At 56.5% G+C, this 12,507-nt stretch carries 9 protein-coding genes; 6 read left to right on the top strand and 3 right to left on the bottom strand.

Annotated features, from left to right (window positions below):
• Window positions 1-41: 41 nt before the first annotated feature.
• The 3 genes from fhuA to hrpB all read right to left on the bottom strand — a co-directional run bounded on the left by fhuA (window position 42) and on the right by hrpB (window position 7,622).
• Window positions 42-2,261, bottom strand: coding sequence for a ferrichrome porin FhuA (gene fhuA / locus L462_RS00535; RefSeq protein ID WP_020882605.1), 2,220 nt, complete (start codon window positions 2,259-2,261; stop codon window positions 42-44).
• 229 nt (window positions 2,262-2,490) lie between these two features.
• Window positions 2,491-5,016, bottom strand: a complete 2,526-nt coding sequence (gene mrcB, locus L462_RS00540; protein WP_020882604.1) for a bifunctional glycosyl transferase/transpeptidase — start codon at window positions 5,014-5,016, stop codon at window positions 2,491-2,493.
• 176 nt (window positions 5,017-5,192) lie between these two features.
• Window positions 5,193-7,622 (bottom strand): ATP-dependent helicase HrpB, encoded by a 2,430-nt coding sequence (gene hrpB / locus L462_RS00545; RefSeq protein ID WP_020882603.1) that lies wholly within the window; start codon window positions 7,620-7,622, stop codon window positions 5,193-5,195.
• 73 nt (window positions 7,623-7,695) lie between these two features.
• On the opposite strand from hrpB, the gene thpR reads away from it, so the two are divergent.
• From thpR to folK, 6 genes are all read left to right on the top strand, one after another.
• Window positions 7,696-8,250 (top strand): RNA 2',3'-cyclic phosphodiesterase, encoded by a 555-nt coding sequence (gene thpR, locus L462_RS00550; RefSeq protein WP_014168680.1) that lies wholly within the window; start codon window positions 7,696-7,698, stop codon window positions 8,248-8,250.
• Window positions 8,240-8,944 carry a DNA/RNA nuclease SfsA gene (gene sfsA, locus L462_RS00555; RefSeq protein ID WP_014168679.1) on the top strand — a complete coding sequence of 235 codons (705 nt, stop codon included), beginning with the start codon at window positions 8,240-8,242 and terminating at the stop codon, window positions 8,942-8,944. Before thpR ends, sfsA begins: the two co-directional genes overlap by 11 nt.
• A 176-nt stretch (window positions 8,945-9,120) precedes the next feature.
• On the top strand, window positions 9,121-9,576 hold the full coding sequence (dksA, locus tag L462_RS00560; RefSeq protein WP_001155232.1) for an RNA polymerase-binding protein DksA: 456 nt from the start codon (window positions 9,121-9,123) through the stop codon (window positions 9,574-9,576).
• A 59-nt stretch (window positions 9,577-9,635) separates the two neighbouring features.
• Window positions 9,636-10,526, top strand: a complete 891-nt coding sequence (gene gluQRS, locus L462_RS00565; RefSeq protein ID WP_014168677.1) for a tRNA glutamyl-Q(34) synthetase GluQRS — start codon at window positions 9,636-9,638, stop codon at window positions 10,524-10,526.
• A 42-nt stretch (window positions 10,527-10,568) separates the two neighbouring features.
• On the top strand, window positions 10,569-11,966 hold the full coding sequence (gene pcnB, locus L462_RS00570; RefSeq protein WP_071605427.1) for a polynucleotide adenylyltransferase PcnB: 1,398 nt from the start codon (window positions 10,569-10,571) through the stop codon (window positions 11,964-11,966).
• Window positions 11,963-12,442 carry a 2-amino-4-hydroxy-6-hydroxymethyldihydropteridine diphosphokinase gene (gene folK, locus L462_RS00575; protein WP_032679634.1) on the top strand — a complete coding sequence of 160 codons (480 nt, stop codon included), beginning with the start codon at window positions 11,963-11,965 and terminating at the stop codon, window positions 12,440-12,442. Before pcnB ends, folK begins: the two co-directional genes overlap by 4 nt.
• Window positions 12,443-12,507 lie beyond the last annotated feature (65 nt).

Genomic DNA, 12,507 nt, shown 5'->3' with positions numbered 1-12,507 from the left:
CTTAAATAAAAAGGGCACGGCGAACCGTGCCCGAAGAGAGATTAGAAGCGGAAGGTCGCGGTGGCGACAACCTGACGTTCAGCACCCCAGTAGCATGCATAATCCTTGTAGCAGCTGGAGACATATTCCCGATCGAACAGGTTATTCACGTTCACCGCCACAGATGACCCCGGCAGACCCAGACGGGCCAGATCGTATTTCACCATCGCATCGGCAAGGGTGTAGCTCGCGACGTTAAACGGCTGATCTTTTTTGTCGCCGCTTGAGTAGTAGCTCACCGTGTTACCGATGTAACGGGTACCGGCACCAATCGTCAGGCCGCTTAAGGCCGTGTCGGTGAAGGTGTAATCTGCCCACAATGACGCCTGATTACGCGGCACTTCCGCCGGACGTTTACCTTCAAAGGTGCTGTCATGGGTGTACTCAGCATCAATAAAGCTGTACGCCGCGGTCACGTTGATATTGGCGTTAACCGCTGCCTTCGCTTCCAGTTCGAAACCGCGAGAACGGATCTCACCGGTCTGGATACTGTGAGTATTCGTTGGATCGTTCGGATCCGCCGTCAGGTTCTTATCTTTCGTCAGCTGGAACAGCGACGCGGTGACCACAACCGGCAGGTCTTTCGGCGCGTATTTCACACCCGTTTCATACTGCTTACCGCGGGAGGGGTCGAACGGTGTGCCGTTACGATCGGCGCCCGATACCGGCTCAAACGACTCGCTGTAGCTGAAGTAAGGCGAGATACCGTTATCAAAGAGATAGTTAATCCCCCCGCGCCAGGTGAAAGCCTGGTCGTGGTTTTCAGCCAGCGAATCGGCCGTACCGCGCGTCAGCGTTGAGGCCATCACGTAGTCGTAGCGTCCGCCCAGCGTCAGCACCCACTTATCCCACTCCGCCTGATCCTGAGCATAGAGCCCGGTCTGTTCATTACGGTTAACGACGGAATAGTTAGACCATGGCAGGTTGGTGTTGATATTCGCGTTGCCGTAATCCGGGTTCTGGATATCAATAGGGTCGGCGGAACCGTACAGCGCATTGATATCATTACGCATACGCGAGTAATCAACGCCCGTCAGCAACGTGTGGTCTACGGCGCCCGTCGCGAATGTCGACTGCAGCTGAGTATCCACGGTAAACATATTCAGATCTTCATCTGAACGCACGTAAGCGCGGTTAATCTTGCCAGGCTCAGCGTAGCCATTGCCGTAAACAGAGCGGTAGAGCGTATGAACTTTTGCGTAACGCAGATTCTGACGCACGGTGAACGTGTCATCAAACTGATGCGAGAAGCTGTAACCAATCAACTGCTGGCGACGAGCCATCTTATTATCCGCTTCACCTTCGTTGAAATCGGTTGGGATCTTATGCTCATTGCCGTTTGCGTCACGGTATGGCACTACCGTCCCTTCCCGTGGCAACCAGCCGTAGTAGCCCGCTTCCGGATCGTTCTGGAAATTGCTCAGGAAGGTGAAATCGGTTTTGTCATCCGGACGCCAGCTAAAGGAGGGCGCAACCGCATAGCGGGTTGATTTTGACATCTCCTGCTGTGCGTTCTGACTACTGCCAAGACCGGTCAGGCGGTACGACCACACGCCATCTTCATCGATTGCATCACTGAAATCGAAGCCCGTTTGCCACAGGTTATTGGTCCCCATTTTAAACTGGACTTCTTTCAGCGGCTCGGTCAGTGGGCGTTTGCTCACCATACTGACGATACCGCCTGGATTGCTGTTGCCGTAGAGCACAGACGTAGGTCCGCGCATCACTTCTACGCGCTCAAGGAAGTACGGATCCATGGAAGCTTCGGAGTAGTTATTCCCCATCAGCTTCATGCCATCGAGATACTGGTTGGTGTTTACCGTCGAAGGCGCGGTAAAACCACGAATTGAGACCACATCATAGGTGGTGGAACTGCCGCGGGTCGCAAACACGCTCGGCGTATAGCCCAGCGCCTCTTTGACGGTCGCTGGCTGGCGGCGTTCCATTTCATCACGCGTTACCACGGAAATAGACTGCGGGGTCTTTTCAATCGCGGTATCGGTTTTGGTCGCCGTTGCCGTGCGTTTTGCTGCGATCGTTGGCGCAGGCCCCCACGGACTTTCCTGGGCGGCAGGCGCGGCAGTGACGGTGATGGTTTCTTCTTTTTTCTGGGTTTCAGCCGCATGTGCATACGTAGACATGCCGGCAACCGCTGTGGCTACGACGACCGCGATTTTTCGCAGCGACGTGTGAATTGGCTGAGCAGTATTGGAAAGCGCCATGTTTATCTCTGATGGAAAAGTGAATGATAACGTAAACGAGAATTATTATTATGACCGCAGAATAATATGCGAAACGCTGGCTGCATAGCAAGCAGTAAGCAGCCCTACGAGAATTAAGGGTTTAAGAAATAAACAAGAGAAAACGAAGGGTTAATCAGAATGAAAACGAGGGTTAAGGAAATGGAAAGTACAGGTAAAAAAATCCCCCCTTTCGGGGGGATGTGAAGCGTTAGTTACCGCCGAACATATCTTTAATCCAGCCCGCGACACCGTCGCTGTCTTTTTTCTCATTCTGCTGCTGCGGCTGTTGTTGCGGCTGCTGCTGAGGCTGAGAAGACTGCTCGAACGGATTACCCGTCGGTTGCTCTGGCTGGCTTTGCTGGCACAGCGAATCCGGGTTGGTGGTCCAGACAGGCAAGGTACGCATACCGCCGCCACAGACAAAGTTACCGGAACCGTCCACGCCCATATCGACGATATCTTCCGGCGCCACCAGATTCAGCGGTACCGGAGACTGATTCGCCAGATAGCGCTGGTAAATCGACATCGCCCCGCTTGCACCGTACAGTTTGGTTGGCTGGTTGTTATCGCGGCCTACCCAGGTGATCACCACTTCACGGCCATCGATACCGGCGAACCAGGTATCCACGTTGTTGTTGGTGGTCCCGGTTTTACCTGCCAGATGCAGGCCCGGATACTTCGCACCCAGTTGACGTCCGGTCCCCCGCTGCACAACCTGCTGCATCGTCCACAACGTCATATAGGCCGCCTGCGCTGGCACGGCACGTTCCGCTTGCGGGAAGCTCTGATACAACACGGAGCCGTCCTCAGCAATCACTGAACGCAGAGCAGAGAGCTGTGCACGGTTACCCCCGCTGGCAATGGTCTGGAACGCCTGAGCCACTTCGATCGGCGTCAGGTTAAGCGCCCCCAGGATCATCGCCGGAACAGGATGGAGCTGATCTTTCGGCACACCCAGTTTCTGCCAGGTGTCGACAATCGCCGGCAGACCGAGCGCCATACCCAGATTCACCGTTGGCACGTTCATCGAGCGGGTCAACGCATCCACCAGCATGACCTGGCCGCTGAACTGTTTATCGTCGTTCTGCGGAGACCATACCTGGCCGTTAGGCTGGCGCAGGGAAATCGGCGCATCGGCAATCCAGGTATTCAGGCGATACTGGTTAGGCTGACTCAGGGCGGTAAGATAGGTTGCCGGTTTTGCCAGTGAACCAATCGAACGTCGCGCCTGCATTGCACGGTTGTAGCCTGCGAACTGCGGCTCAGCACCGCCCACCATGGCGCGAACTTCGCCGGTGTTACGGTCAACCACCACCATCGCGGTTTCAAGATCGCTCAGCTTACGCTGTTTCTTCAGCGCCGGGATGCCTTCCACCGCAGCTTTTTCAGCGGCTTCCTGCGCCACGGAATCGAAGGTGGTAAAGATCTTCACGCCGGAGAGATCTTTCACCTTATCACCGAGCTTGCTTTGCAGCTCCTGACGCACCAGCTGCATAAACGCAGGCTGAGGCGAGATCACGCCACCGCGCGGCTGAACGCCGAGTGGACGTGCGCTCAGCATGTCGTACAGCTCCTGGTCAATCACCTGCTGTTGTTGCAGCAGACGCAGCACCAGGTTACGACGTTCCAGCGCCAGTTTCGGGTTACGCCACGGGTTATAAATGGACGCCCCTTTCACCATGCCCACCAGCAGCGCCTGCTGGTCAAGACTCAGCTCTTCCACCGGACGACCAAAGTAGTACAGACTTGCCAGCGGGAAGCCGCGGATTTCGTTATCCCCGCTCTGACCGAGGTACACCTCGTTCATGTACAGCTCAAGAATACGATCCTTGCTGTAACGCGCATCCATCAGTACGGCCATGTACGCTTCGTTGGCTTTACGCCAGTAAGAGCGCTCACTGGAGAGGAACAGGTTCTTCACCAGCTGCTGGGTCAGCGTACTCGCCCCCTGTACCGTCCGTCCGGCGGTCAGGTTAGCCAGCACCGCACGGCCAATTGAGTAAAGGCTGATGCCATCATGCTCATAGAAGTGACGGTCTTCGGTTGCCAGCAGGGTATCAACCAGCAGGTCCGGGAAGCCGTTACGGGCAACGAACAGACGTTGTTCGCCGTTCGCCGACGAGAGCATGGTGATCAGACGCGGATCGAGACGGAAGAAACCGAACTGACGGTTGTTATCCATGTTCTCGATGGTATCCAGACGATCGCCGTCAAAGGTCAGACGCGCACGCACCTGGCCCTCTTTGCTGTCCGGGAAATCAAACGGACGGCGGATCATCTCAATGCTTTTCGCCTGCACGGTAAATTCGCCAGGACGCGTCATTTTCGACACCTGACGATACTGGGTGGCTTCCAGCAGTTTCACCATCTCGTTCTTGCTGATGGACATATCTGGCTCAAGGTTCACCATGCGGCCATACACCGCCGCAGGCAGTTGCCAGACTTTTCCGTCGATACGGCTACGGATCTTCTGATCCAGATAGACGCCGTAAATCGCCATCAGCACAACAAATACAATGAACAGCTTCAGCAGCAGCCAGAACCAGCCGCGCTTGCCCCGAGGCTTACGCCCTTTGCCTTTCCCTTTACGCGGCATCGGTTCTTCATCCTCATAATCGTCTTCATAGTCATCGTCATAATCCTCATCTCTGAGGCGACGACGGCTTACCTTTTCTTTCGCCGGACGCGTTGGTTTTCCCTTACGTCCTATTGGCTCGCGGTCATTCCCCGCCATGCTTTTTCTCCGCAACTTTCAGGCGCAAGGGCCCGATTCTCTTTTCTTCCACTGGCCTGTGAAAGAAGAAATCTCTCAAAGTAAACAGCAAGACCTTCCAGACAGGAACGTCTTTAGTATTTTCTCCCGCACCCTGCGGGTGAGGGCATCAAGCCGCACGTTCCCAGCCACCCCCGTCACGAATACTTCTTCGTCCGTCGTGTCGGTGCCGTATTTGCCGGATCGTCCGGCCAGACATGTTTGGGATACCGCCCCTTCATCTCTTTTTGCACGTCACGGTAGCTCCCCGCCCAGAATGCCCCCAGGTCGCGGGTAATCTGTAACGGGCGATGGGCTGGCGACAACAGCTCCAGCACCAGAGAGACGCGCCCTTGCGCCACAGAAGGCGTGGTGGCCTCTCCAAACATTTCCTGCATACGTACCGCCAGCGCCGGAGGATTATCCTCGTGATAACGAATGGCAATCCGGCTTCCGGTCGGCACAGTGTAATGCCCTGGCAGTTCACTATCCAGACGTTGACGTAATGACCAGTCCAGTAAATTCTGTAACGCGACCTTAACATCAAGCGCTTTTAGCGCACGCAGCGAGTGTACACCGTGCATTTGCGGCAGCAGCCAGCGTTCCAGCGAGCCCAGCAATGTCTCATCATCGACCGCGGGCCAGTCATACTCCGGTAGCCAGCGCGCGGCACAGTGCAGACGAATACGGTACTGTTCCGCCTCTGGCGTCCAGTTCAACACCCCTAACCCTTTGTCCCGGATGCCGTTCAGCATGGCCAGATGCAGCACCTCTTCCGACGGTTTTGCCAGCGGCGTGGTGCCGAGGATCAGTTTACCTGTCTGGCTGCGACGAAACGCCTTCAGCGTGCCCTGAGCCTCATCCCATTCCACGGTATCGGATTGCTGGACCAACTGCGGACAGGCACGCGTCAGGGCGTCAATATCCACCGCGATAGCCTGTAAAATACGCGCGTCCGGGGAGTGGCTACCCTGTAACAGTAACGGCGCAATCAGCCATTCGTGACGCGTCATGGCGTCATCGCTGTCCAGCATCGCACCCATGCCATTGGCCAGTTGATATCGCCCGTCCAGACCGCGACGACGTGCGATCCTGTCGGGAAACGCCTGCGCTAACAGAGGCGCGATAGCCGCGCTGTCTGGCGACCCGGCTTTGCCGTTAAGTCGCCGGCAAAGCTGCTGCGCCCGCTGCTGCCAGTTCCCCTGATTGCGGGAAAAGGCCTGCGCCAGATCGCTGCTGCCACCGCGTGGTGGCTCCTCAAGAATAGCTGCCAGTTTCGCCGCCGTAGCAATTTCATCTTCCCCCTGCGCGGCCACCAGCATCGCCGCCAGGCGAGGGTCATTGCCCAGCGCGGCCATTTTTTGCCCGCGGGATGACAATCGCTCACCATCAAGCGCCCCCAGGCGGTTCAGTAAGGTCCGGGCAGCAGCAAGGTTCGCGGCGGGTGGAGGATTAAGCCAGGTTAGCTGTGCCGGATCCGGGCATCCCCACTGCAGAAGATCCATCACCAGCCCCGCCAGATCGCTGTGTAAAATTTCCGGCGTGCTTTGCTGTGCAGCGCGCTCAGCCTGCTCCGCGCTGGTCAAATGCAGGCAGATACCGGGCTCAAGACGTCCCGCACGGCCTGCTCGCTGAACCATCGACGCCTGGCTTATGCGCTGCGTCAGCAGTTTAGTCAGCCCGGTGCGCGCGTCAAAGCTCGCCACCCTCTCCTGCGCACTGTCCACCACCAGGCGAATGCCTTCTATGGTTAAACTGGTTTCGGCAATATTGGTTGCCAGCACCACCTTACGCTGCCCCGCGGGCGCGGGCAGGATTGCTTTACGCTGATCCGCCAGCGAAAGCGCGCCGTAGAGCGGGCAAAGCAGCACCTCACTTCCCACCCGGGAAGCCAGTTGGTCCTGCACGCGCTGGATCTCGCCTACGCCTGGCAAAAACAGCAATAGCGATCCCGATTCCTGGCGGAGCAATTCGGCGGTTGCGATGGCTACCGCGTCGTCAAAACGCTGATGGGCAGGCAATGGTTGATAGCGACGCTCAACGGGAAATGCTCTGCCTTCGGAGGCGATAACCGGCGCGTCGGGCAACGTCTGCTGCAGTCGCTCGTTATCCAGCGTAGCGGACATGATAAGCAACCGGAGGTCGTCGCGTAGCCCTTGCTGAACATCAAGTAACAGCGCCAGTGCCAGATCTGCCTGCAGGCTACGCTCGTGGAATTCATCCAGAATCACCAGCCCGACGCCGTTTAACTCCGGATCGTTTTGCAGCATGCGGGTCAGGATCCCTTCGGTCACCACCTCAAGGCGCGTGGACGGGCCAACGCAGGTTTCGGCGCGCATACGGTAACCCACCGTCTCGCCCGGCTTTTCACCAAGCAGTTCCGCCAGGCGCTGCGCCACGTTCCGTGCGGCCAGCCTGCGCGGCTCCAGCAGGATAATTTTCCCGCGGACAGTGCCCTCTTTGAGGATCTGCAGCGGCAGCCAGGTGGATTTACCTGCGCCCGTCGGGGCGTTAAGTAAAACCTGCGGGGCATGGTGTAAGGCAGCAAGAAGCTCAGGAAGGACGACGGCGACCGGCAATGAGGACACTAACAGCTCCAGAGGGTTAACATTAGTCGGCGTACATTGTAGCATCGGCGCATACCATTACCGAGTCCCCTGTATGTCTGAGTCGAAACGGCTGTTTTTTGCCATAGAATTGCCCTCCACGCTGCAGCGAAAAATCGTTCGCTGGCGAGCCAGCCATTTTCCCCAGGACGCAGGGCGTCCGATCGCGGCGGCAAACCTGCACCTGACGCTGGCCTTTCTGGGCGACGTCAGCGCCGAAAAACAGCGCGCGCTGGCAGCAATGGCTGGCCGCATTTCTCAGCCGGCGTTTACGCTGCACCTCGACGACGCGGGCCAGTGGCTGCGCTCACGTGTGGTCTGGCTGGGCACGCGCCAGCCGCCCCGCGGGCTTTTACAGCTTGCCAGTATGTTGCGCGCCCAGGCGGCTCGCAGCGGGTGTTACCAGAGTCCGCAGCCGTTTCATCCGCATATCACCCTGCTGCGCGATGCCGGTCAGGCCGTTGCCATTCCGCCACCCGGCTTTCACTGGGACGTTGAGGTCAATACCTTCGCGCTTTACGAATCGGTCTTTACCCAAGGACGCACCCGTTATACGCCGCTACAGCGCTGGTCGCTGGGCGATACCCTAAGGAATTCTGATGAAGTTTAGTCCTGCCCTGCAGCACGCCACGCTGGTTCAACGCTACAAACGCTTTCTCGCTGATGTGATCACCCCCGAAGGTGAACAGCTCACGCTGCACTGCCCGAACACCGGTGCCATGACCGGCTGTGCAACGCCGGGTGACACGGTCTGGTATTCCACTTCAGAAAATACTAAACGCAAATACGCCCATACCTGGGAAATGACCGAGACGCAAAACGGGGCATTTATTTGCGTGAATACCCTGCGCGCCAATCAATTAGTTAAGGAAGCATTGACCCTTGGCACCCTGCCCGAACTGGTGGGGTATGGCACGCACAAAAGTGAAGTTAAATATGGCGATGAAAGCAGCAGAATTGACTTCATGTTACAGGCGGAAGACCGGCCCGAGTGCTATATTGAAGTAAAATCAGTGACGTTAGCGGAACAGGAAAACGGCTACTTCCCGGATGCGGTCACGCTACGGGGGCAGAAGCATCTGCGGGAGCTGATGAGTGTTGCGGCGGCGGGCAAACGCGCCGTATTGCTGTTTGCGGTTTTACATTCAGCCATTGAACGATTTTCTCCAGCCCGCCATATTGATCTCAAATACGCGCAATTGTTGAATGAGGCACAAAAGCAGGGGGTGGAGGTTTTGGCTTATAAAGCGGAACTTTCTGCCGATAATATGACTCTGAGATCCTCTCTTCCCATTGTCTTATAAGGGATTAGACGATTGACTATTAAGTGTTCTGGCCGCGTGCGCAAATACGCTTTTCCTCACAGGCTTGTCAAGTGTTACGTTTAGATAATTGCCATACGGAAAAGCATCTGCTATTTATAGCGACCTGATTTTTCCCCCAACACGGGGATCGATAGTGCGTGTTAAGGAGAAGCAACATGCAAGAAGGGCAAAACCGTAAAACATCGTCCCTGAGTATTCTCGCCATCGCTGGGGTGGAGCCGTATCAAGAGAAGCCGGGCGAAGAGTATATGAACGAAGCCCAGCTGTCGCACTTCAAGCGTATTCTTGAAGCATGGCGTAATCAACTCAGGGATGAAGTCGATCGCACCGTTACTCATATGCAGGATGAAGCTGCTAACTTCCCGGACCCGGTAGACCGTGCCGCTCAGGAAGAAGAGTTCAGCCTCGAACTGCGTAACCGTGACCGCGAACGCAAACTGATCAAAAAGATCGAAAAAACGCTGAAAAAAGTCGAAGACGAAGATTTTGGCTACTGCGAATCCTGCGGTGTTGAAATCGGAATTCGTCGCCTGGAAGCGCGTCCAACCGCCGATCTGTGCATCGACTGTAAAACGCTGGCAGAAATCCGCGAAAAACAGATGGCCGGTTAATACCAGCGCTGTTTACACACTCTAAAGGCGGGAGTTTCTCCCGCCTTGTTACTGTTGATATGTCTGAATCACACTATATTGGGCGCTTCGCGCCATCCCCTTCTGGTGAATTACACTTCGGCTCATTAATTGCCGCCCTCGGCAGCTACCTGCAGGCTCGCGCCCGTCACGGTAAATGGCTGGTCCGCATTGAAGATATTGATCCTCCGCGTGAAGTTCCCGGTGCAGCAGATACCATTCTGCGTCAGCTGGAACATTACGGTCTTCACTGGGACGGTGACGTCCTCTGGCAGTCAAGGCGACATGATGCCTACCGGGAACGCCTGGCGTGGCTCCACGCACAAGGGCTCTCCTACTACTGCACCTGCACCCGCGCGCGTATTCAGAGCGTGGGTGGCGTCTATGACGGCCACTGCCGCACGCGCAATAACGGCCCAGAACTGGCCGCCGTGCGCATAAAGCAGCATGCCCCGGTGACGCACTTTACTGATTTACTCTCCGGCGAAATCCATGCGGATGAACGTCTTGCACGCGAAGATTTTATTATCCACCGCCGTGACGGCTTGTTCGCCTATAACCTGGCGGTTGTGGTTGATGACCATTTCCAGGGCGTGACGGAAATTGTGCGCGGGGCTGACCTGGTGGAACCTACCGTGCGACAAATATCGCTCTATCACCAGTTTGGCTGGAACGCGCCGGATTACATTCATCTGCCGCTGGCGGTCAATGAACAGGGCTTTAAACTGTCAAAACAAAATCATGCGCCCGCCCTGCCAGACGGCGATCCGCGCCCTGTTTTGATCGACGCGCTGCGATTTCTCAACCAGAATGTAACCAACGAATGGCAGGATTTGCGAATTGACGAACTGCTGAAAATGGCGATCGCCAACTGGACGCTGACGACCGTGCCAAAAATCCAGCATTCTCAAATGCGTTGCGCTGAGCTATGATTAGCCGCTTTTTTCATAACAAAACACACTACGAGGTGTACTATTTTTACCCGAGTCGCTAATTTTTGCCGTAAAGTGCTAAGCCGCGAAGAGAGCATGGCGAACGACGCTATTGCGCAAAACCGCATGTCGGTTATTCCACGTGAGCAGCACAATATTTCCCGCAAAGATATCAGTGAAAATGCCCTCAAGGTGCTCTATCGTCTGAATAAAGCAGGCTACGAGGCCTATCTCGTTGGCGGTGGGGTGCGTGATTTACTGCTGGGCAAAAAACCAAAAGATTTCGACGTGACGACCAGCGCCACGCCAGAGCAGGTGCGCAAATTATTCCGTAACTGTCGCCTTGTTGGCCGTCGTTTTCGTCTTGCTCACGTCATGTTTGGGCCGGAAATTATTGAAGTGGCGACCTTCCGCGGTCACCACGAGGCGGGCGAATCCGATCGCACCACCTCCCAGCGCGGCCAGAACGGCATGCTGCTGCGGGACAATATCTTCGGCTCTATCGAAGAAGATGCCCAGCGTCGCGATTTCACGATCAACAGCCTTTACTACAGCGTGGCAGATTTCACCGTCCGTGATTACGTCGGTGGCATGCAGGACCTGAAAGACGGTCTGATTCGCCTGATCGGCACGCCGGAAACGCGTTATCGTGAAGACCCGGTGCGTATGCTGCGCGCCGTACGTTTCGCCGCCAAACTCTCAATGCGCATCAGCCCGGAAACCGCAGAGCCGATACCGCGTCTGGCGACGCTGATTAACGACGTGCCGCCAGCCCGTCTGTTTGAAGAGGCGCTGAAGCTGCTGCAGGCCGGTTACGGCTACGAAACCTACAAGCTGCTACGCGAATACAGCCTTTTCCAGCCCCTGTTCCCGACCATTACGCGCTGCTTTACCGAAAACGGTGACAGCCCAATGGAACGCATGATTGCGCAGGTGCTGAAGAATACCGATACCCGCATTCACAACGATATGCGTGTGAACCCGGCGTTCCTGTTTGCCGCGATGTTCTGGTATCCGCTGCTGGAAGCAGCGCAGAGAATTGCGCAGGAAAGCGGTCTGGCCTACTACGATGCGTTTGCGCTGGCCGCAAATGACGTGCTGGATGAAGCCTGCCGCACGCTCGCCATTCCAAAACGTATTACGACGCTGGTGCGTGATATCTGGCAGCTTCAGCTGCGCATGTCTCGTCGTCAGGGTAAACGCGCCTGGAAGCTGATGGAGCATCCTAAATTCCGCGCCGCGTTCGATTTACTGTCGCTGCGTGCTGAAATTGAACGGAACCAGGAACTGCAGCGTCTGGCGCAGTGGTGGGGAGAATTCCAGGTTTCAGCACCGCCAGAGCAGAAAGATATGCTCGTCGACCTCGATGACGAACCGACGCCGCGTCGTCGCCACCGTCGTCCGCGCAAACGTGCGCCGCGCCGTGAAGGTACGGCATGACCCTGGCGTACATTGCCATCGGCAGCAATCTGGCCTCTCCGCTGGAGCAGGTTAATGCTGCCGTTCAGGCGCTGGGTGAAATCCCACAAAGCCGTATTGTGGCGGTCTCTTCTTTCTACCGGACACCGCCGCTGGGGCCACAGGATCAGCCTGATTACCTGAATGCCGCCGTGGTGCTGGACACTGCGCTGGATGCCGACACGCTGCTGGATAATACTCAGCGAATCGAACTGCAGCAGGGCCGCGTACGCAAAGCCGAACGCTGGGGGCCGCGCACCCTCGATCTCGACATTATGCTGTTTGGCCACGAGGTGATTAACACCCCCCGTCTCACCGTTCCGCACTACGACATGAAAAATCGCGGCTTTATGCTCTGGCCGCTGTTCGACGTTGCCCCTGACCTCACCTTCCCTGACGGCCTCTCGCTGAAGGCAGTGCTGGATAGCCTCGACGCAGAAAAACCAGCCCGCTGGTGATCCGCGTTTTTACCGGTTAACCCTCACTGAATTGTGGTTAATCGGTTGCCTAAAATCATTGTTCC

This window comes from Enterobacter sp. BIDMC 26, assembly GCF_000534435.1.
Classification (GTDB): domain Bacteria; phylum Pseudomonadota; class Gammaproteobacteria; order Enterobacterales; family Enterobacteriaceae; genus Enterobacter; species Enterobacter ludwigii.
The sequence above is the reverse complement of the archived record's forward strand: the minus strand, read 5'-3'. Positions and strand labels throughout refer to the sequence as shown.

What these genes read in the sequence shown, in the direction of transcription:
- dksA (WP_001155232.1), top strand. Translation starts at nt 9,121, where the DNA reads ATGCAAGAAGGGCAAAACCGTAAAACATCGTCCCTGAGTATTCTCGCC.
- gluQRS (WP_014168677.1), top strand. Translation starts at nt 9,636, where the DNA reads ATGTCTGAATCACACTATATTGGGCGCTTCGCGCCATCCCCTTCTGGT.
- thpR (WP_014168680.1), top strand. Translation starts at nt 7,696, where the DNA reads ATGTCTGAGTCGAAACGGCTGTTTTTTGCCATAGAATTGCCCTCCACG.
- sfsA (WP_014168679.1), top strand. Translation starts at nt 8,240, where the DNA reads ATGAAGTTTAGTCCTGCCCTGCAGCACGCCACGCTGGTTCAACGCTAC.
- folK (WP_032679634.1), top strand. Translation starts at nt 11,963, where the DNA reads ATGACCCTGGCGTACATTGCCATCGGCAGCAATCTGGCCTCTCCGCTG.
- mrcB (WP_020882604.1), bottom strand. Translation starts at nt 5,016, where the DNA reads ATGGCGGGGAATGACCGCGAGCCAATAGGACGTAAGGGAAAACCAACG.
- fhuA (WP_020882605.1), bottom strand. Translation starts at nt 2,261, where the DNA reads ATGGCGCTTTCCAATACTGCTCAGCCAATTCACACGTCGCTGCGAAAA.